The sequence below is a fragment of the Thalassospira sp. MCCC 1A01428 genome (assembly GCF_002115825.1).
In the GTDB taxonomy this organism is placed as follows: Bacteria; Pseudomonadota; Alphaproteobacteria; order Rhodospirillales; family Thalassospiraceae; genus Thalassospira.
The window spans coordinates 36,422-56,760 of record NZ_JFJZ01000013.1 but is presented as its reverse complement, the minus strand read 5'-3'; the positions used below and the strand labels follow the sequence as shown (position 1 = coordinate 56,760).

Here is a 20,339-nt window from a genome sequence, read left to right as displayed (position 1 = left end):
AACGGGGTATCGCGGTTTTCAGGCCAACGCTATGCGGCCTTGGTTACCAGCGAAAGAACCGGTGCCTTTTCAACCAGTTCCGGTACAAAAACCGGGCCTTCGTCTGTTGCGGCATCATTCAGCCACAGGCCGGATTCCGCATCAAAAACAAGGCTGGTGCCACCTGACGGTGCCAGGGCGGCAAAATCTACATAACGGCCATTTTCATCCAGCCACAGGAACGCGCCATCTTCCGGTTCGGCATCCTGCTCGCTGGTATCATTTCCGTCAGTTCCTTGTGCTGGCGGATTGGCCGGGGTTTCGCCAGTCGCATCGGGTGCGGCATTCCCCGCCGGTCCTTGCGCACCTGGCGCTTGCGGGCCAGCCGGGTTGGTATTTTGCCCTGCGGAAGGCAGGTCGTTGGCCCCTTGCGGCGTATTAACCTGGGCACCGAACGAAACCGAAGGTGTCGAAAGACCGAGACCATTGTTCCCGGTACCATTCGCCGATGACAACGCGCTTTGATCGCTTGTTGACAGGATTGTGGCGGCTTCAATGAACCCGGCAATGCTGCCATCATTTGTTTGATGAACAGACCCAACCCCGCCCAAAATGGCATTCGTGCCACCAGCAAGCGAAAGCGAGCCGGCACCATTGCCACCGATACCGTCACCACTTTGCCCGGTCGCAGACAAGACGCCCGCAAAACCGGAGGCTCCGCCCCCCGTCAGGAAGCTGCCTGGTGCCGATGTGCTGTGCGACGAAGATGAACCTGAGCCCGACGACGTTGTACTGGTGATCGATTGCAAGATCGGGCTGCGTTCATCAATGCTGGCAAAATATGCTGCTTGTGGCTGCAAAATCGGGTCGCCCTGGAAGGCCGGGAACTCGGTTTTGGAATTACGGGTTTCATCTATCCGGAATTCGCCATTTTCAATCTGAACCAGATCAAGGGCCGCGTCAGCCACAATAAAGTTGGGTTGTTCACCACCAAGGATGAAGTCGACACCCGAACCTGAATCCAGTGTATCCTGACGACCGGTGAAAGACTCAGTTGAGCGTGCCATCCGCGGCAAGCTGTCGTGATATTCCTTCCCTTGTTCACGCGGGACAAAGCCATAATAAACTTCGCCTTCGTCACCAATCAGGATGTCGTCGTCCACACCACCAAACAGGCTATCTTCATAGGCCCCGCCGATCAGCTCGTCATTGCCCTCATCACCATAAAGGATGTCATTGCCGTTATTTTCGGCAAGCAGCTCTTTGGTATGAATTTCAAGACGGTCAGTAACGTCCCGATAGGTGGCACCACCCTGATCACCGATGATGGCATCATTACCGGCATCACCATCAAGATAATCATCAAACGAACCGCCAATCAGAATGTCATTGCCTTCGTTGCCATGGATAGTGTCATCCCCGCCGACTGCCTGATTACGGGTTTCAAGGGTATAATGCGTGCCAAGATCCCAGTTTTTCTTTTCGGCAATCACATAGATTTCCGAATTGTCCAGCTTGAGATAACCGGCATCCCCCAGAACAACGTCATCCCCGGCACCTGCCGAAATCGTATCGCCACCCTGACCACCAAAGATCGCATCGTTGCCAGCCCCGGCGTTAATAATGTCGGCACCGCCAATGGTTTCTTCAACCGTTTCAAACATCACAAGGGTGCCATCAGCCTTGCGTGTCAGTTCGGCAAGGTCCCCGGCGATATAATCGCTACCGGTACCGGTCGTGATGGTGTCACTTCCCGAACCACCAAACACCACGTTGTTGCCATTCCCGGCATCAATAATGTCATCGGTATTGGTCCCGATATTGCCATGACGTGCAATCACATCTGCGCCCGCACTGCCCATCGGTACAATAATGCCAAGGTCACCCAGAATGGTGTCATTATCGGCATTGCCAAAGATGCTATCCTGGCCAATCCCGCCCAGGATCATGTCATCACCGGCCCCGGCTGTGACAAAGTCGTTGCCGCCGATGGCTTCTTCAACAGTTTCAAAACTGACCAGCGTGCCGTTGATATCGCGTTTCAATTCGGCAAGATCGCCCGAAATATAATCTACGCCGCTGCCCGTGGTGATCGTGTCGTTACCCGACCCGCCGAACACAACATTATCGCCATTCCCGGCATCAATAATGTCGTCGGTATCTGTACCAATATTACCGTTCCGCGCAATCACATCCGGGCCAGCATTCCCGACCGGAATAACAATACCAAGGTCACCCAGAATAGTGTCGTTACCATTGCCGCTGGCAATAGTGTCCTGTCCAACACCACCAAGAATAAAGTCGATCCCTGCACCCGTACCGGTCGTGATGGTATCATCACCACCAACGTTTTCTTCAACCGTTTCAAAGCTGACAAGCTTGCCATCGGCATCACGTTTCAGTTCGGCAAGATCACCCGAGATATAGTTGGTATTGCCAGCACCATTGCCGGTGCCTGTACCAATCGTGATCGTGTCATTACCAGAACCACCCAGCACGATCTTGTTACCGTCACTTGTGGTAATGGTGTCGTTATTGGTCAAACCGATGGTGCCATTGCGTGCAATCACATCCGGGCCTGCACTGCCAACCGGAATGACAATACCTAGGTCACCAATGATAATGTCGGTGCCATAGCCGGTCGAAATCGTATCCTGACCAATACCGCCCAGAATGATGTCATCGCCCGTGCTGCTACCGGTCGTGATGGTATCATCACCACCAACGCTTTCTTCAACCGTTTCAAAGCTGACAAGCTTGCCATCGGCATCACGTTTCAGTTTGGCAAGATCGCCCGAGATATAGTTGGTATTGCCAGCACCATTGCCGGTGCCTGTACCAATCGTGATCGTGTCATTGCCAGAACCACCCAGCACGATCTTGTTACCATCACCTGCGGTAATAACATCATTAGTGCTTGCTCCCAGGTTGCCATTGCGGGCGATAACGTCGGCCCCAGCACTGCCAGCCGGAATGACAATCCCCAAATCACCAAGGATAATATCATTACCGTCGCCGCCGCTGATGGTATCCTGACCAATGCCGCCCAGAATAACGTCATTCCCGGCACCGGTTTCAATAATGTCGTTACCACCGGAAGATTCTTCGGCAGTTTCAAAAACCAGAACAGGATCTGCCGCCAGTTCACTTAGCGGATCTTCCGAGCCCTCGGGCAAGGTAAATTCGCTGCGCGTGACTTTGGCATTATCACCTGCAATGTGGTTGTTGCCTTCACCCCCATAAATGCTGTCATCGCCGCCACCGCCCAGCAGAATATCGTTACCTGCATTGCCATAAATGGTGTCGGCCGCGCCATTGGCAAAGTTATGCGCGATAATATCAGCATCGGTGCCATTAGCAGGGATCACGATACCAAGATCGCCCAAAATAACGTCAAGGCCATCATCACCAGTCAGGGTATCGGAACCGGTGCCGCCCATAATGACATCGTTGCCAAGCTTGCCATTGATAATGTCGTTGCCGCCAATATTTTCATTGGTGGTTTCGGCACGGGAAATACGGGTAACCTTGTCGCGAGTAACGGTGCCAATATCACCCAGCAGGGTATCATTACCTTCACCGCCATCAATGGTGTCGTTGCCACCACCACCAATGACAACGTCAAACCCACTATCGGCATTAATCAGGTCGTTGCCACTATTGGTGCCATCACGACCGGTGATGGTTGCACCAAGGCCGGTTGAAGGTTCGATAATGCCGTAGTCACCAAGGATAATGTCGGACCCGGTGCCACCAGTGATGAAATCACCAAACACGACAACATTGTCACCGCCATTACTGACCGACAGGGATTGTGTTCCACCGCCGCCCAGCAACATATCGGTACCGGCACCACCATCGATAATGTCGGAAGAGCCTTGCCCTTCATCGACGGTTTCAACCGAAATAACATCAAGGATCAAACTGGTCTGACTGCGCAGCAGGCTGATATTATCGCCACCCACAACATCGCGACCACTTTCGCCCGACAGGGTATCCGAGCCCAGGCCACCAATCAGGATATCGTTGCCGCTGCCACCCTTGATTGTATCGTTACCCGTGGCACTGTTATTACCACGTACAAGATACTGACCCGATGTTGACCCCGCAGAACCCTGAACCAGGCCGGTATCACCAATCAGAATATCGTTATGATTGCCGCCTTCGATATAATCGTTACCGATACCGCCAAAGATGATGTCTTCGTTATCGCCACCGTAAAGGGTGTCATTGCCGCCAATTCCCGGTGCGACATCGGTATTGGCCGTAACGAGCATACCATTGTCGGCATCAAAGGTGATGGTGCCAGTATCGCCAAACAGAATATCGTTGCCATCACCGCCATTCAGCAGATCGGTGCCAGCACCACCAAACATATAGTCATTACCATCATCGCCATACAGCGTATCATTACCCCCCTGAGATGATGAGGATTCCAGCGTAAAGCTGGTGGCAGTAGAACCGGTTTCATCGCCAAACATGCGATCGACGCCGTCGCCACCATGCAACACGTCGTCACCCAAACCACCAACGATCAGATCGAAACCTTTGTCACCATAAAGGGTATCTTTGCCATCTTCGCCAAAGATGTCGTCGTTGCCCGAACCGCCATAAATAATGTCGTTACCCGCACCACCATGGATAATATCGTTACCCGAACCTGCATCGACATAATCATTCCCGGCCCCGGCATAAATGGTGTCGTTGCCGGTATCGCCGTAAATGCTGTCGTTGCCCGAGCCGCCATAAACCGTATCGTCGCCCTTACCTGCGCGAATAACAGCCGTGCCCGAACTCATGGTGCCGCCGCTGATCCCCTGACCATCAAGGCGAATAACGTCATTGCCCGCGCCGCCATCAAGCACCATGCTTGATGTAATGCCGCTAAGAATGATCTTGTCGTCACCAGCGCCGCCAAAAGCGACAACCGATTTTACATGGTCAAATGTCTGGACAACATTATTAAACAGGGACGACCAAACCTCGATCTTTTCGTCACCGGCGGTGCCACCGACATGCTTGAGATAGAAGGTTTCGTCACCATCCTCGGTGTTATCAACCAGACGATCACCCGCATGGGTACCCATGTTAACTGTGAGCGTTCCGCTATCATCAAGATTAGCCAGAACAGGCGCACTTGGCGGGTTCAAATCCCAGGTAAAGATGGTGGCCTTGAAAATGGTAATATCAAGTTCAAAAACCGTGACATTCGTAAAGAGCAGATGTGCCGTAACATCGGCAATTGCTGCAACCCTGATATAAAGTTCACCATGAATATCAAACAGATATTCAGGTGAAATTTCCATCAGGCCAAGGAATTCGGATGCACGCAGTTTGCCATCATCGTTCGGATCGTTGATATCAAACGAAATCGTCGTACCAAGAGCCAGCTTCAAACCACCCGATGCTGAAATAATCCCGGCGTTCAACTTGACACTGGCAGAGCCGTAGATTTCACCATTCACGACAACTTCGGGAATATCCTTACTGCCCTGATGCAGGTCCGAAATATAGAAACCGTCAAACAGGGAAATCGGATCGCCACTATCGACAAATTCGGCGAGGCCATGCAGGTCATAACCACCGGCAAGGTCAAAGGTTACTTTAAAGTCAGTTCCAATGCCGATTTCAAGCATCAAAAGCGGCGGATAAAGCGGATACGGCCAGCTTTTGTTCAGATTAAATTCGAGATCAAACTTCGGAAGATCAAAATGGAACAGTTCGACTGCATCAGTCTGGCCGGTTAACAGTTTAAGCGGCAGATTGTTGTCTGTCAGAATTGGTAATGAGAAAATGTTGACCCAGGTTTCCTTGGTCAAATCATCAAGTAACCCGCCAGAAACGCCCATTTGAGTTTTAACAGTACCAAAATTGCTGAATGCGTAATGATCGTAATCAACGGCATCGGCAAGATTGATACCTTCAACGCCATTCGGATTATTCAGGACCGCATTGCCATCATATTTAAAAGTACCAAATTCGGCACCAATAGCATTATCACCACTGGCAGACTGGAACTTTTTAACCTGGTCAATAAGATCGATCAGGTTATCAAGCGTTGCAATAAATCCAAATACGCCACCGTTGGTCGCCCCGACAGAACGCGCCATGTCGAGAATGGACATGCTGCCAATAACCTCGGAAATACCGGGGATCGGTGAGGTCAGGAATTCAACAAGCGGGCGCAACGGGTCCAGCATTTCATCGATGGTCTCGAAGATCGGCATCAGGATATCATTGATGATCCCGGCCAGATTCATCGTTACATCGCGATATTCCAGACTCCCGTAATTGGCAACAGCTTCCGTGCCATCGCCAAACTTCTGATGGAAATCAAAATCGACATAAAGTTCATGCGAAATTTCGGGCAAACCGACACCGGAAGCAGCACCGGATGCGGAACTATGAACATTGAAGTCGAGCTGACCTTCAGCATCGAGTGTTGATGCAAACAAATGGTCAACACTGCGGACTTCCGCAAATGTCAGACGGCCATCCTGTGTCCGGTCGTTGACATCAATATCGTTGCCAGTCGTGCTGCCCTGGTCCGGATTAATATCAAAAGTGACCGTACCGGCAAAGGCTGACGCCTTGTCGGTAATATCCGAGTTCAGAATGCCCTGACGGCCTTCTGCATCAAGCCCTGCGAAATCAAGATTAAACGACAGAACCAGTTCGTCAATGGCACCGGTTTCAACGAAGAAACCCTGAGCCGCATTGATACCGAAATCAAAATCAAAATCCATGCCCAGTTCAAGGTTGACCATCCCGCTTGAGACATCCAGCCCAAGTCCGGCAATGCCCAAATCTTCGGCAAGGCTTATATCCTGATTATAGAAGTCCCAGTGAATGTCGGTTGAAAAGCGCACCTCGTCACTGTCAGCATCATAGGTGGCAATAACGTCGACATCCTTGTTATGATCCGAACCATCAACAGCGCCGATCTGCTTGAGCATATTTTCAAGCGCTGTTTCAACAACCGTTGTCGTCGGCACAACAAGCCCCGGATTATCATCCTGGAAATCCTGAATGGCTTCCGAGATTGCGTCGATCAGGCCTTCATGCAGGTCTTCAAAATAATCAGCAGCCACGCCAAGCGCATCGCCAATAAAGGGCAGGTCAAGTTCAAGCAGGCGACTTTCGAGCTGCCCTTCAAGCTGGCTTAGGAAATAATCAAGACCGTTAAGAAGCAAACCGGGGCTATTAAGAATGCTTTCAGCATTCAGACTATCGGCAATATCGGCACTGGAAACCGAAATGGTTTTCCCGTCACCAAAATAATCGCTGATTTCAACGCCGACACCCGGGTTAAATTCTACCCCGCCAATGGTTAGCGGCAAGTCGGCCTTTACGGCAACGTCAGAATCAACATTTACGATATTGGAAATATCGTTGCTATCAAGTTCACTGAAATACAAACGCTCATCGGCATCTGAACCGTTATATTGATCATTCAGCGAAAGTTTGAGATGCGCCGGGCCCGAAACGGCAAAACCGTCTTCACCCGCCACAGCACTGCCTGAAAGCCCCCCCAATGCAACCGATCCGCCCTCAACCTTGCCGGTAGTCGCCCCGAAATTGGTGTTGAATGTCAGGTTTTCGGCCGAAACTGAAATATCAAGGCTGACACCGGTTTTAGAGGTATCGAGGAAGAAGCGCTCGTTGGTGCTATCGGCATAAAGGCGGGCGCCGGTCAATACACGTTGGCCATCCACCACAGTGGATTGCGTACCTGCAATACCCAGGTCTTCAGCAGCGGTTGAACCATTAATGGATTTAATGATCAGGCCCGGCTCGGCGCTGCTGGCCGCGACATCCGACAGTTGCAAAGTCGCCGATCCACCCAGAACATTGGTATCGGCACTAAAGGAAATATTATGGGAACCATCGATCGAAACCGAAACCAGATTGCCAAGTGCAGCATAAACCGGCACCGAGCCCTCAATCCCCGACATATCGCCGGTACTGACAAAGGTTTGAGCCAATGCATTCTGGAGGGCTTTTTCAAAGGCGGCTTCGGTCGTGCGGGTTTCGTCGGCATCAAGATGCACAGTAACGGCCCCGGCACCGTTTACAGACACGGCAAACTCAAAGGCACCCGTCGTATCAAAATCATTCCCCAATGACCCTGAAATCACCGATGCAACATCACCACCATCCATGCCAAGCCCGTCCAGGCCAGTCGGGATAGACGATACATCTGCCGTAGTCAGATCGGTAAAGACCAGACGGCCATTTTCGTCAATATCAATGGTCAGTTCACTGTCTGAAACACCGGCATCATTCGCCGCCTGCTTGATGCCGGCAAGAATGTCAGAAACCGTCGCACCGGTTTTTACCAGAGCATCCAGGTCAACTTCAAATTTTTCAGCATTTGCCAACGTGACCGAAAGATCGGTCTTGCTTGACGCGTTGGTGCCAATTCCCTGCCCGCCATTGATATTGCCCACGGCCGTACTGCCGGTGGCGGGGGTGCTGTTTTCAGGCTGAGCCAACCGAAAGCCAAGGGTCAGCCCGACAGTTGCCGCTGCCGTAACATCAACAAGGCCGGTTCCATTGACATCAACAATGTCGGAAAGCCCGCCCAGCAGGTTTTTAACTGCGTCGTCCCCGGCCTGACTGGCAAGGTCACCAATGGCAAGGTTTAACGATTCTGAACTGCTGACAGTGGCCGGGCTGTAGTTGATATCAATCATCAACGCCGTAGCATCATCGGTCAGATGAACATCAATGCCATTACTATTGGCATCCATGCCAAATGCTGTTTTCAACGCGGATTCAAGGTCACCAAGGCCGGATGCCGGGTTGTTTTTGAACGCAAGAAGGTGGGCTTTAATATCACCGGCAAAATCAAGCAGGTCGGTAGCGCTCATACCAAGCAGTGGCAGGTCTTTTGCCAGAATAGAACCCGAATACTGACCATTGATATATTCAAGTGCGGTTTGAAGACCCGCCAGAATATTGTCGATGTTCAAATCGGCAAGGGCAGAAACGCTGCCGTCTGCCAAACCACCCAGATTAACCGTCGGTGTCAGGTTTTGCAGATCACCAATGGTATCAAGGTCGCTTAGCGTGATGGTGATATTGCCAACATCAATGTCATCAAGGACATCGCCGGAAATGGCAACATTGGTAAGGGTTAACTGCGCATAAGGCTGATCACCGTGGCCCGAACTGTACTGAACATCAACAATGTCGGAAATTGCACTGTCATCATTGCCATACGCCGTTGCCAATACATCCCGCGCCGTTGTGGTATGCGGTGTTTCTGAATCGGATTCAGCATAAGTATTATGCAGCGAGACAACCGAATTAAGCGAGACAAACCCACTGCCATCGGCGGTAAAATCAATCAGCCCGACACGGCCGGTCGCATCAAGATTTGAAATGGCAAGCTCAACATTGACAGCGGCATTGAAATCCTGAATGCCAAGATGGTTGGCATAGCTATCGCCATGAAGGGCAGAACTGGTGATACGCGAAACAGTTTCAGCCGAATTTGCCTGATTGCTGCCTTCGATACCCAGATTAAGACCAACCAGCGAATCATTAATCGAGGTCACCGAAAGATCAACAGCATCCATTCGCAAGGACGAATTGAGCAAGTTACGTTCGCTGATTTTCTTGGTGGCCGCATCAATAACATTGGTGATGGTGGTCGCCACTTTCATCACCGATTTGCCATCATCCTCGCCAATGGTGACATGGACGATATCGCTGTAATGTTTATCGGCAACACCAAGCGACCCTTCGGGAACGTCAATATCCGCCAAAGCCGCATTAATGGCTGCGGCAAAGTCATCGGCGGTTGTTCGCGATCCATCTGCTGCGATGTTAACGATGACGGGCGAAAACTTGCCAACTTTCAAAATAAAGCTGGTGGCAGCCCCAAAATCGGCATCGTCGGCAATGGCACCCGACAAAACAGCTGACGGGGTAGAAGACGTGGTGTCGCTATAGGCATTGTGACCCAGATTCAGGCCAAAATCGCCCGCATTGTCGCTGGTACTTGCAGATGCGTCCTCGATGGTAATACGGAACGTATCCGTGTCGAGTGACACATGCAGATAGTCATCAAGCCCGTCAAGGGCGCTTACAAGTTCGGCGACGGTCCAGGACGGATCAACATCAAGGGTATATTGGGCGCCATCGCGCATGGTGATCTGAAGATCAGCCAGACCATCATCCGCGGTTATAACACCGTTGCCATCAAACAAACCGGACAGCGCCGGGGTGCTATCGCTCCAGTCGACACTGCTGCCCAGTCCGTGCATGTCAAACAGCAACGTTGCCGAAACGCCCATCACGGAATGCACCGACATATCGGCGCTGCCGGTCAGGCTATCAAGATCGCCAAGCGTTGTGCTGGCGTCAAAATTGACATCCCCGCTATAGGTCTGGGTATCGCCATAGGAAATATCCATGGCAAGGGAGCCATCGATAAAGCGCAAGTCAAGCGCCTGGATCATTTCAGCGGCGGTGCCGGTGAAACCCAGAAGCGCCCCGGTTTGTTCGGAAAATTCGACGATATCACTAAAGGATGTTTTACCCGCCAGGCTACCAACTTCCAGCTTTGCCGGGGTATCGGTGCCGGTTTTGGTCGCGGCAAATACCAGCTTGCCGTCCCGCTGGGAAACCGTAACCCGGTCCTTGACCGACGATGTCGAAAGGGCCGCTGCAATTGCAGTGGCAAGGTCGGTAATATTGCTAATGGCATGTTCATCGCCAGTAACATCGGGGTCGGGGTCAATATTGCCCAGGGCAATATTTACTTCTTCACCGTCCAGGGTCAGAACAAAGGTCAGGCCGTTTTCGGGGAACGGGTTTTCGCCAAAATCAATAACGTCGCTCACCAGTTCCACTGACGAATTACCGTCGCTGGCCGAAGCACTTTGATCTTCGCTAAAGCCGATAACGCCAACTTCCGATCCCAATTGATCAATGATGTGCTGCATTTTTGCGGCAAGATCAATGGCATCGCCGACTGTCAAACCGTCGGTAAAGGGCAGGCTGACGTCAAGAACGTCCCCTTGGTCAATGCTGTCAACAACACTGACAAAGTTCGTCATGATCGACAGAAAATCCTTGGCATCAAAATTCGACAGAAGTTCCAGTTCCGAGTTCATCGAAACACTGACTTCTTCATTCACCCCGACGACATGCCCGGTCACCGTAATATTGGGGATATCCCCAACATCGATACCTGAAATACCCGCAGCCGGCCCTTCAAGGGCCAGGGGCAGACTTGCCAGAACGGAATTATCGCTGCCATTATTTTGCGCACTAACGGTAAGGACGCTCGACAAATTTGAAATCGATGACAATTGCGACATTGTAAGGTCATCAAGATGGCCGCTATCGGCAACATTCAGTGTAACGGAATAGTTGATACCGCCCTGTGTTGAATCATTGGCAACACCGCCAACCGTTAACGGGATAATACCCAGGGTCAATTTATGCCCGGTCAAATCCTGATCAACGGTGCTTTGCAGGCTCAGACTATCGAGGCTGAATGTAATCGCGGATGTTTCATCAACGCTTTTATCAATCTTGACGGTGAAATTGATATCAAAGGTCAGTTCCATTTCGCCATTGGTATCAAGCGAAATGTTGTAGTCGTGGTTGGGGTCATCCACGCCAATGGTAAATTCACGGTCAATCGTCTGCGACATCGACACCGCGTAAGTTCCATCTCCGTCATAGCTAATATCCAGGGTGCTGTCGCCATCTGAGTAATAACCCGACTGTTTAAAGAAAGTTTCCCAGTCAGTCTTTAAATTGGAAAGGTCGTCGAATTCCGAATTGTCATAATATTGCGTGATCGAGCTCAGCGGATCTATAATGTTTTGTTTGAAAATGTCGCTCAGATCCGCAAGCGCACCTGCGCCAGAATTTTCGTCTGTGCCAAACACCATTGGCAGCGGGTCCGCAAACAGGTCGTGCCCTTCAAGATTGTCGAGCAGGTTCTCAACCTGGGTCAGGGCATCACTAATGTCATCGGCATATTTTGCATCCAGCGGATCAGCAGACAACAGAATACGGGGTTCAATTGGCTCCACATGCAAACGCCGCGTGTTACGTACCGGTGCAGCCATCAAGGCAGCATGGCTAACCTTCACATCACGAACGTGCTTGCGCCTGTTTGACACCCAGTCCCGGATTGTCCGCATCGAATGAAGCCTTTCTCCAAATAACCGCCGAGCCCCCACGCCCGCACCCCTGCGAACGTCACTATACCATAGTGGCGCCCTCAAATTTTATACCGCAAACTTTCCGCAAACTGGACTCTGAAAATCTGACAAATACTGACAGATTTTCACATGATTCCCTTCGCCCCTGCCGCAGCGCGAAACGGCTTGATATCATCCAATGCACTGAAACTAATAATTTATTTATGTGGCTTTTAAATAACGGGAAAAATAATCGCAATCATTGCTGCAACACAAAAGCTTCTACCATTAGGTATTAAAGTACGGACGCTTACACCTATACATACGTCAAATTCAACCTGTTTTTTTAATCAACCCCGAAGATATTTCCGGGTCAAACAAATGCCTTTACCTGTTTGTAAATTAACAAATTTTAATCCAGACGAACCCTGCTGCCCTAAACGCGGCGTCACAACGGTACATTGACACGCCCGATCAATTCCCGGTCGCGGGCACCACCATTACAAAATTGCGGTACGAACAAAAAAATGGGACCCTCAAACGAGCGCCCCATTTCCAGATCCCTGATTTGTCCGACAGCCTAGTCACGCACGACCAGGACCGAACAATTAGCATGGCGAACCACGCGTGCGGCGTTTGGCCCCAACAGATAATCTTTCAGTTCCGGGCGATGCGCGCCCATAACGATCAGGTCACAATTGGTTTTTTCGGCGATTTGCAAAATCACCTCATAAACCGTGCCCTGACCGACGATATGCTGAACCTTGATATCGCTCGGAACATTGGCCGCAACAAATTCGTGCAAGCGGTCGTTATAGGTGGCCAGGACTTTCTTTTCGTATCCTTTGGGAAAGAACTGCCCCACCATCGACATGCCAACTGTGGGAACAACGGTTAAAATATGTAACCGTGCCCCATCAATTTTAGCTTCCCGGATGGCCGCAGGCAGTGCCTTGGACCATGATTCATCATGATCAAAGTCGATGGTAACAAGGATATCCTTATACATCTTGATCCCTCCTTACGCGTTGCCGGTTGCGGTGTCGCGATGACGGCGCCGCTGAATGAAAATAATCAGCCCCAGCAACAAAAATGCCGGCAGGAAGAAGATTTCCTTGGGCATACGATCGGCTTGCAGCTTGATCGCCGTGATTTCAAAGTCGAAATCAAGACCAACCTTTTCCGCCGGGCCGCCAAACACCACGTCATCAATAAAGATCCGGCCATCTTCGTTCCGCACCACAATACCGGCATTTTCCAGGCGATCTTCGCCTGACGCCTGCGGACCCAACGGCAACATCACCGATTTTTTAACCTCATCGCCTTCAAGGCTGGTGCCTTCGACATCAATGCGCAAATTGGCATTGGCAGGAAGGGTGGCAACCTGTTCGACAATTTCAGCAGGGTTCACATTGTTAAAAGGCGGCTCAATCATATCAAGCCAGAAACCGGGCCGAAACAGGGTAAAGGCCACCAGCAACAAGGCCGCACTTTCCCACAGGCGCGAGCGGGTAAAGAAATAGCCCATCGTGGCTGCGGCAAAAACCAGCATCGCGATAATCGCCACCGCAATCACCCATATCGCCTCGAACACATGGTCAATACCAATCATCAAAAGCTGGGTATTGAACAGGAACAGGAACGGCAAAACGGCAGTCCGCATGCTGTAGAAAAAGGCGACAAACCCGGTTTTCATCGGATCCGCCCCCGATATCGCCGCCGCCGCAAACGACGCCAGCCCCACCGGGGGTGTTACATCGGCCATAATGCCGAAATAGAACACAAACAGATGCACCGCTATCAACGGCACGATCAAACCATTTTGCGCACCAAGTTCAACAATGACCGGGGCCATCAGGCTGGAAACCACAATGTAGTTTGCCGTCGTTGGCAGACCCATGCCCAAAATCAGGCTGATAAAGGCCGTCATGATCAAAATCAGCATCAGGTTACCACCCGATACGATTTCAACAAATTCCACCATCACCTGGCCGATCCCGGTAAGCGAAACTGTTCCGACAATAATGCCCGCCGCTGCGGTCGCAACACCGATGCCAATCATGTTACGCGCGCCGGTGGCAAAACCATCCACCACATCGACAAAACCATTGCGCAATTGCGCCATATAGTCTGGCTGCTTACGGAAAAATGCCTTCACCGGCTTTTGCGTCAGCATGATGAAAATCATCAGGACTGTTGCCCAAAAGGCAGACAAACCAGGTGATTTCAATTCAATCATCAGGAACCAGACCAGGACCACAACCGGCAACAAATAATGCAAACCGGCTTTTGCCGTTTCACCCAGTGCTGGCAGTTCCACCACGGGCTGGTTGGGATCGTCCATTTCCAGATCCGGATATTTCGAGGCATAAAAAAGCCCGGCGAAATAGACCAGCGCACATTCCACGGCAACAATCCAGCCAACACCATTGCCAAACAATTGTTGCTGCCATTCAAGCACGTAGTAAACCACACCCGACAAAATCACCAGCGAGCAGATAAAAATCAGCGAACGCAGCAGGCTTTGTTTGAGGTTAGGTGCGTGACGACGCGGCAAGCCCTGCATGTTTGCTTTCAGGGCTTCAAGATGCACGATGTAAATCAGCGCGATATAGGAAATGGTCGCAGGCAGGAACGCATGTTTAATAACTTCGGGATAAGGAATACCGACATATTCCACCATCAAAAAGGCAGCTGCCCCCATCACGGGTGGCATAATTTGCCCGTTTACCGACGATGCCACTTCCACTGCGCCGGCTTTTTCACCTGAAAAACCAACCCGTTTCATCAGTGGAATGGTGAAAGTACCGGTAGTAACGACGTTGGCGATCGACGAACCTGAAATAAGGCCGGTCATTGCCGAGGACAAAACAGCAGCCTTTGCCGGGCCACCGCGCATATGCCCAAGGGCGGCGAAAGCAACCTTGATAAAATAGTTGCCCGCCCCGGCCTTATCAAGCAGAGAGCCAAACAGAACGAACAGAAAAACAAAGCTGGTGGAAACACCAAGGGCAATCCCGAACACACCCTCGGTGGTGAGCCACTGGTGCGACATTGCCTTGGAAAAACTGGCGCCGCGCCACTGCAAAACATCGGGTACCCAGGCGGCATTGCCAAAAAAGACATAGGCCAGAAAAATCAGTGCTACGCACATAAGAGGCGGGCCAAGGGCACGGCGGGTTGCTTCAAGCAACATGACAAGGCCGACACCTGCAACCACCAGGTCCATCGTTGTCGGCAAACCAGGGCGGCCGGAAAGCTCGACATAGGCGATGTAAATATAAGCAGCACAATAGGCACCAACCAGCGCCTGAACCCAGTCAAGAACCGGGATATATGAACGCGGTGACGATTTTAATGCCGGATAAGCCATAAAGGCCAGAAAAACAGCAAAGGCCAGATGAATGGACCGTGCTTCGGTCGAATTAAAAACACCAGCGCGAAAAATGTAAGGCAAAGGTGATGCCAGCCATAGCTGAAACAACGACCATGCCACCGCAACATAAAGTAAAATTTTAGCTGTGATACCTGTGGGTTGGCGTGCGCCGGTATCGGTTTCGGCAATCAGGTCCTGAAGGTCCCGATCCTTTCCATCATTGACGTTTTGTTCATTCGTCATGTTTTTTCCCCGGTCAAAACGGCTTGGCCGTTCCAAATTCACCCAGAAACTGCTTGATCCCCGCCAGTAAAGGCAAGGGACCATAAGCGGACATATTTTTGGTTTCTTGAAATTTTAACGTCCGCGCAGAATAGAACAGACAGACAAAACGGGAGACACAAGTGCCTCCCGCTTCCAGGTCGGCCTTACATCAGGCCAGCTTCCTTGTAGTATTTAACAGCGCCGTCATGCAGCGGAGCAGACAGACCGTCTTTGATCATTTCTTCTTTTTTCAGATTTGCAAAAGCCGGATGCAACTTTTTGAAATCGTCAAAATTTTCAAAAACCGCTTTGACAACATTGTAAACGATGTCGTCGTCGGTTTTGGTCGAGGAAACGAAGGTCGCGCCAACACCAAAGGTTTTAACGTCGTCCGGGTTACCGCGATACATGCCACCCGGGATGGTGGCGACACGATAATAGGGGTTGTCAGCAACCAGCTTGTCGATTTCCGGGCCGGAAACATCAACCAGAACCGAATCACAGGCAGTGGTTGCTTCCTGGATCGAACCCGCCGGGTGACCAACGGTGTAGATCATGGCATCGATTTTGTTGTCGCAAAGGGCCTGGGACTGTTCAGCCGGCTTGAGTTCGGATGCCAGCGCAAAGTCGTCAACCGACCAGCCTTTGGCCGCCATAACAACATCCATGGTGTCGCGCTGACCGGAACCGGGGTTACCGATATTGACGCGTTTGCCTTTCAGGTCATCAAAAGTTTTGATGCCGGAATCCGCACGGGCGACAACGGTGAACGGCTCGGGATGGATCGAGAAAACAGCGCGCAGTTCCTTGAACGGGCCCTGATCGGCGAATTTGCCGGTACCATTATAGGCATAATACTGAATGTCGGACTGTGCCACACCCATATCAAGTTCACCAGCACGGATGGTGTTGACGTTGTAGACCGAACCACCAGTAGATTCGACCGAACAACGGATACCATGATCCTTGCGGCCTTTATTAACCAGACGGCAAATCGCGCCGCCAGTCGGGTAATACACACCCGTAACACCACCGGTGCCAATGGTGATAAATTTCTGTTCAGCAGCCGAAGACTGGCCCGCAAACATCGAAATGCCCGCCAACGCAACCACGGCACTTGCAATAGCAACAAGTTTTTTCATCAGGATTGTCTCCCTTTACACCCTGTTGGAAATATTCAACTGCGCCAGAAGGCAGCAGAAGAATTTCGATGAGGCGGCTATCATTACTAATAGCCGCCCCGATTTTCGGGACTATATTTAAAGCTGTGGTATTATGAACCCAACAGCTGCGAAAGTGGCCCTAATTCACTTCCTAACTGTGAAGCCGATCACACTTTTTTTATATTTTCGCAATTACCACACCGGACGAAGCAACTTGCGCGCCATATCGGCATCTGCAACTTTACGTCCCAGCATGGCAACCCCCTTTCGGGCCTGATCAATCAAGGCGGCATTATTCGGTGCCATTTCCCCGTTAACCATTTGCATATTATTTTCAAAACCGATGCGGGCATGCCCGCCCAGGGCGACGGCAGCCATGGCACAGGCATTTTCAAACTGACCAAAGGCACACATCATCCAGTTTGACACCAAAGCGGGCTGTTCGCGCACAACAGAAGATGCCACAAACCCCAACAAATCGACCGGGCTGGATTTTTGCCCGACGGTATAACGCCCCAACACATAAAGCAGGGGAAACCCGGTGCCCGGAATAATGCCACGTGCCACCAGATCAGCAAAACGGCTGATGTCTTCGGGGGCGTATAAAATGAATTGCGGCCGAATATCGGCATCCCGCGTAAAGGCAAAAAAATCAGCCAGGGCGCGTTCGTCGCCACCCTCAGGTGCAATTTCACGAATTGCCAATGACACCGCCTCAGGCACCAGTTCGCGGACCATCGCCATTTGCTGCTCAGCACTATAAATGCCGACCGCCTCGCTGGTGACCTGTATCAACATGTCATCCCCGACAGTGTTACGGATTTCAGCAATTGCCTCGCGGTAACGTCCGGTATCAAGGCTATGCCCGCCATTATCATCGCGCACATGCAAATGAATAACAGATGCCCCGGCATCGCAACATAAACGCGCCTCGCGCGCCAGATCTGCTGGCGTTATTGGCAAATTGGGAAAATCGACCGGTAATTTGCGCGCCCCGTTGGGGGCCACAGCAAGAATGGAAGGAATATCGGCATAACCGCTCATATCAACCCCTCGGCGGTAAATACCTGGTCTACCGTTTGGGAAAACAGATCAACAATGTCGCCAATCTGGTTTTGGGTAATAATATAAGGGGGCGCAAACAACACATGATCACCCCGCTGGCCGTCAATTGTGCCCCCCATCGGGTAACACATCAGACCATTTTCAAAGGCAGCCTTTTTGATTTTAGCGTGGATCTTGCGCGACGGTTCAAATGCCTCCTTTGTTGCGCGATCTGCAACAAATTCGACCCCGCGAAACAGGCCGCGCCCGCGAATGTCGCCAATATAGGGATGGTTTCCCAGCCGCGACGCCAATGCCTTTTGCAAGTTTTCGCCCTGATCAACCACGTTTTCCAAAAGATTACGCCGGCGAATGGTCCGCTGGGTGGCAAGTGCGGCAGCACAGGCCGTTGCATGCCCCTGATAGGTGTGCCCGTGCTGGAAAAAACCCGTACCATTGGCAATCGCCTTATGAATTTTACCTGAAACAAGCACGGCACCAATCGGCTGATAACCTGCACCAAGGCCCTTGGCAATGGTTTGCAAATCGCCGGAAATGCCTTCCTGCTCAATCGCGTGAAGCGTTCCTGTACGCCCCATGCCACACATCACTTCGTCCAGGATCAACAACACGCCATAGCGATCACAAATTTCGCGAATGCGTTTAAAGTACCCCGGCACGGCGGCAACGGCGCCGGAAGTTGCGCCCACAACCGGTTCTGCGACAAAGGCAGCAACCCGGCCTGTCCCCAGTTGCAAGATGGCTTCTTCCAATTCATTGGCAATACGCAGGCCGTAATCTTCGGCGGTTTCATCATCTAGCTGACCGCGATAGGCATAACAGGGCGATACGTGACTGGCATTAATCAACAAGGGTTCAAACTGGCGACGGCGCCACATATTGCCCCCGACAGAAAGCGCCCCCAGCGTATTGCCATGATAACTTTGCCGCCGGGCAATCACAAATTCGCGGTCCGGCTCGCCAATTTCCAGAAAATACTGCCGCGCCATTTTTAACGATGCTTCAACTGCTTCCGAACCACCGGAAACAAAATATACCCGTTCCATCCCGGCCGGAGCATGAGCAATCAGATCATCGGCCAGTTCTTCCATCGGATCGGACGAAAAGAAACCTGAATGGGCATAGGCAAGTTTCCCTACCTGATCAATAATAGCAGCCCGCACATCGGGGGCAGAATGGCCGAGACAGGAAACCGCAGCCCCACCTGATGCATCCAGATAACGTTTGCCATTCTCATCAATAATATAAATGCCATCGCCCGAAACCGCACGCGGCGGTTGAACCAGACTATTGCGGTGTAAAACATGTGACGTCATGATCGATTGTTCCGTTTGGGACCGGAGTCCTGCCAGTAAGTATCAAAAACCGAGAGCTGTTTTTCAGCCACGGTAATTTGTTGCAGTGCCGCCTCGCCACCCCGTGCCACCAGCAACGTAACCAGTGCCTGCATGATGGAAACAGCGGCTGTAAAACTTTGAAAAAACGACGGGGACGCATCCGATACCACCAGATTAACACTGGCGTGACGCGCAAGCGGTGAAACATCTGAATCCGTAACGCTGATTACGGTCGATTTTTGCGCCAAAGCATAGTCAACCATTTGCAGAGTATCGTTGGTATAAGGGCTAAGACATACTGCCAGCATTACATCGCGCCGCCCCATGCCGCGCAGTTGATCGCCAAATGTGCCTGCGGCACCATCCACCAATGTTAAATTATCGCCAAACAGGCGATAAGCATAAGCAAACTGAAATGCCGCAGGAAACGCTCCGCGCCGACCAAGGACAAAAACCCGGCGAGCGCCTTCGATACAGGTGCAAGCCGCGATCAGGGCTGCCCGCATTTCAGGGCCGTAGGAACGTGCAAGGTTGCCATGTTCCTGATCCAGGATTTCGTCAATCAGGGCATTTTCACCGCCAGTAACCACATCACCATGGTTCATTGCCATTTCATCGGCAACCCCGCGATGCTGCAATTGCCGCGCCCGCCCCGCATAGCTGGCGGGCATGTCTCGCAACCGGTTTTGAAAACCAAGGCGAAATTCCTGATACCCCCCGACATCAATGGTTTTCATCAGACGAACGATCGTGCTGGGTGGAACATCCGCCGACTGGGCAAGGGCACGCATCGATTTCAAGGCCACATCATCGGGGTGATCAAGCATATAGCGCGCAGCCCGCTGTAATTGCGGGCTCATGGCACCATAGTGCGCAATCAGCCTTTCCCGAAAATCGGTATATGCCCTCATCAGCCGTTAAGCTCCCTGTCATTCTGGTAAAATTACGCCACAGAACACGGCGCGAAACAACAAATGTTTCAATC

The 20,339-nt window shown here is 51.5% G+C and carries 7 protein-coding genes; all 7 read right to left on the bottom strand.

Annotated elements, in window-relative coordinates; genetic code table 11:
- Window positions 1-29: 29 nt before the first annotated feature.
- The 7 genes from THS27_RS12390 to THS27_RS12360 all read right to left on the bottom strand — a co-directional run bounded on the left by THS27_RS12390 (window position 30) and on the right by THS27_RS12360 (window position 20,265).
- Window positions 30-12,149, bottom strand: coding sequence for an LEPR-XLL domain-containing protein (locus tag THS27_RS12390; RefSeq protein WP_085591290.1), 12,120 nt, complete (start codon window positions 12,147-12,149; stop codon window positions 30-32).
- Window positions 12,150-12,729: 580 nt separating this feature from the next.
- Window positions 12,730-13,158, bottom strand: a complete 429-nt coding sequence (locus THS27_RS12385; RefSeq protein WP_085585201.1) for a universal stress protein — start codon at window positions 13,156-13,158, stop codon at window positions 12,730-12,732.
- Window positions 13,159-13,170: 12 nt separating this feature from the next.
- The gene (locus THS27_RS12380; protein WP_085591289.1) at window positions 13,171-15,768 is read right to left on the bottom strand and encodes a TRAP transporter permease; all 2,598 of its coding nucleotides are present in this window, start codon (window positions 15,766-15,768) and stop codon (window positions 13,171-13,173) included.
- A 185-nt stretch (window positions 15,769-15,953) separates the two neighbouring features.
- A complete protein-coding gene (locus THS27_RS12375) occupies window positions 15,954-16,931 on the bottom strand; it encodes a TAXI family TRAP transporter solute-binding subunit (protein ID WP_085591287.1) in 978 nt (325 codons plus the stop codon).
- Window positions 16,932-17,144: 213 nt separating this feature from the next.
- Window positions 17,145-17,996 carry a 3-keto-5-aminohexanoate cleavage protein gene (locus THS27_RS12370; RefSeq protein ID WP_085591285.1) on the bottom strand — a complete coding sequence of 284 codons (852 nt, stop codon included), beginning with the start codon at window positions 17,994-17,996 and terminating at the stop codon, window positions 17,145-17,147.
- The gene (locus THS27_RS12365) at window positions 17,993-19,333 is read right to left on the bottom strand and encodes an aspartate aminotransferase family protein (RefSeq protein ID WP_085591283.1); all 1,341 of its coding nucleotides are present in this window, start codon (window positions 19,331-19,333) and stop codon (window positions 17,993-17,995) included. The genes THS27_RS12370 and THS27_RS12365 overlap by 4 nt, the downstream gene beginning before the upstream one ends.
- On the bottom strand, window positions 19,330-20,265 hold the full coding sequence (locus tag THS27_RS12360) for a MurR/RpiR family transcriptional regulator (RefSeq protein ID WP_085591281.1): 936 nt from the start codon (window positions 20,263-20,265) through the stop codon (window positions 19,330-19,332). The genes THS27_RS12365 and THS27_RS12360 overlap by 4 nt, the downstream gene beginning before the upstream one ends.
- Window positions 20,266-20,339: the final 74 nt, after the last annotated feature.

What these genes read in the sequence shown, in the direction of transcription:
- THS27_RS12390 (WP_085591290.1), bottom strand. Translation starts at nt 12,149, where the DNA reads ATGCGGACAATCCGGGACTGGGTGTCAAACAGGCGCAAGCACGTTCGT.
- THS27_RS12385 (WP_085585201.1), bottom strand. Translation starts at nt 13,158, where the DNA reads ATGTATAAGGATATCCTTGTTACCATCGACTTTGATCATGATGAATCA.
- THS27_RS12380 (WP_085591289.1), bottom strand. Translation starts at nt 15,768, where the DNA reads ATGACGAATGAACAAAACGTCAATGATGGAAAGGATCGGGACCTTCAG.
- THS27_RS12375 (WP_085591287.1), bottom strand. Translation starts at nt 16,931, where the DNA reads ATGAAAAAACTTGTTGCTATTGCAAGTGCCGTGGTTGCGTTGGCGGGC.
- THS27_RS12370 (WP_085591285.1), bottom strand. Translation starts at nt 17,996, where the DNA reads ATGAGCGGTTATGCCGATATTCCTTCCATTCTTGCTGTGGCCCCCAAC.
- THS27_RS12365 (WP_085591283.1), bottom strand. Translation starts at nt 19,333, where the DNA reads ATGACGTCACATGTTTTACACCGCAATAGTCTGGTTCAACCGCCGCGT.
- THS27_RS12360 (WP_085591281.1), bottom strand. Translation starts at nt 20,265, where the DNA reads ATGAGGGCATATACCGATTTTCGGGAAAGGCTGATTGCGCACTATGGT.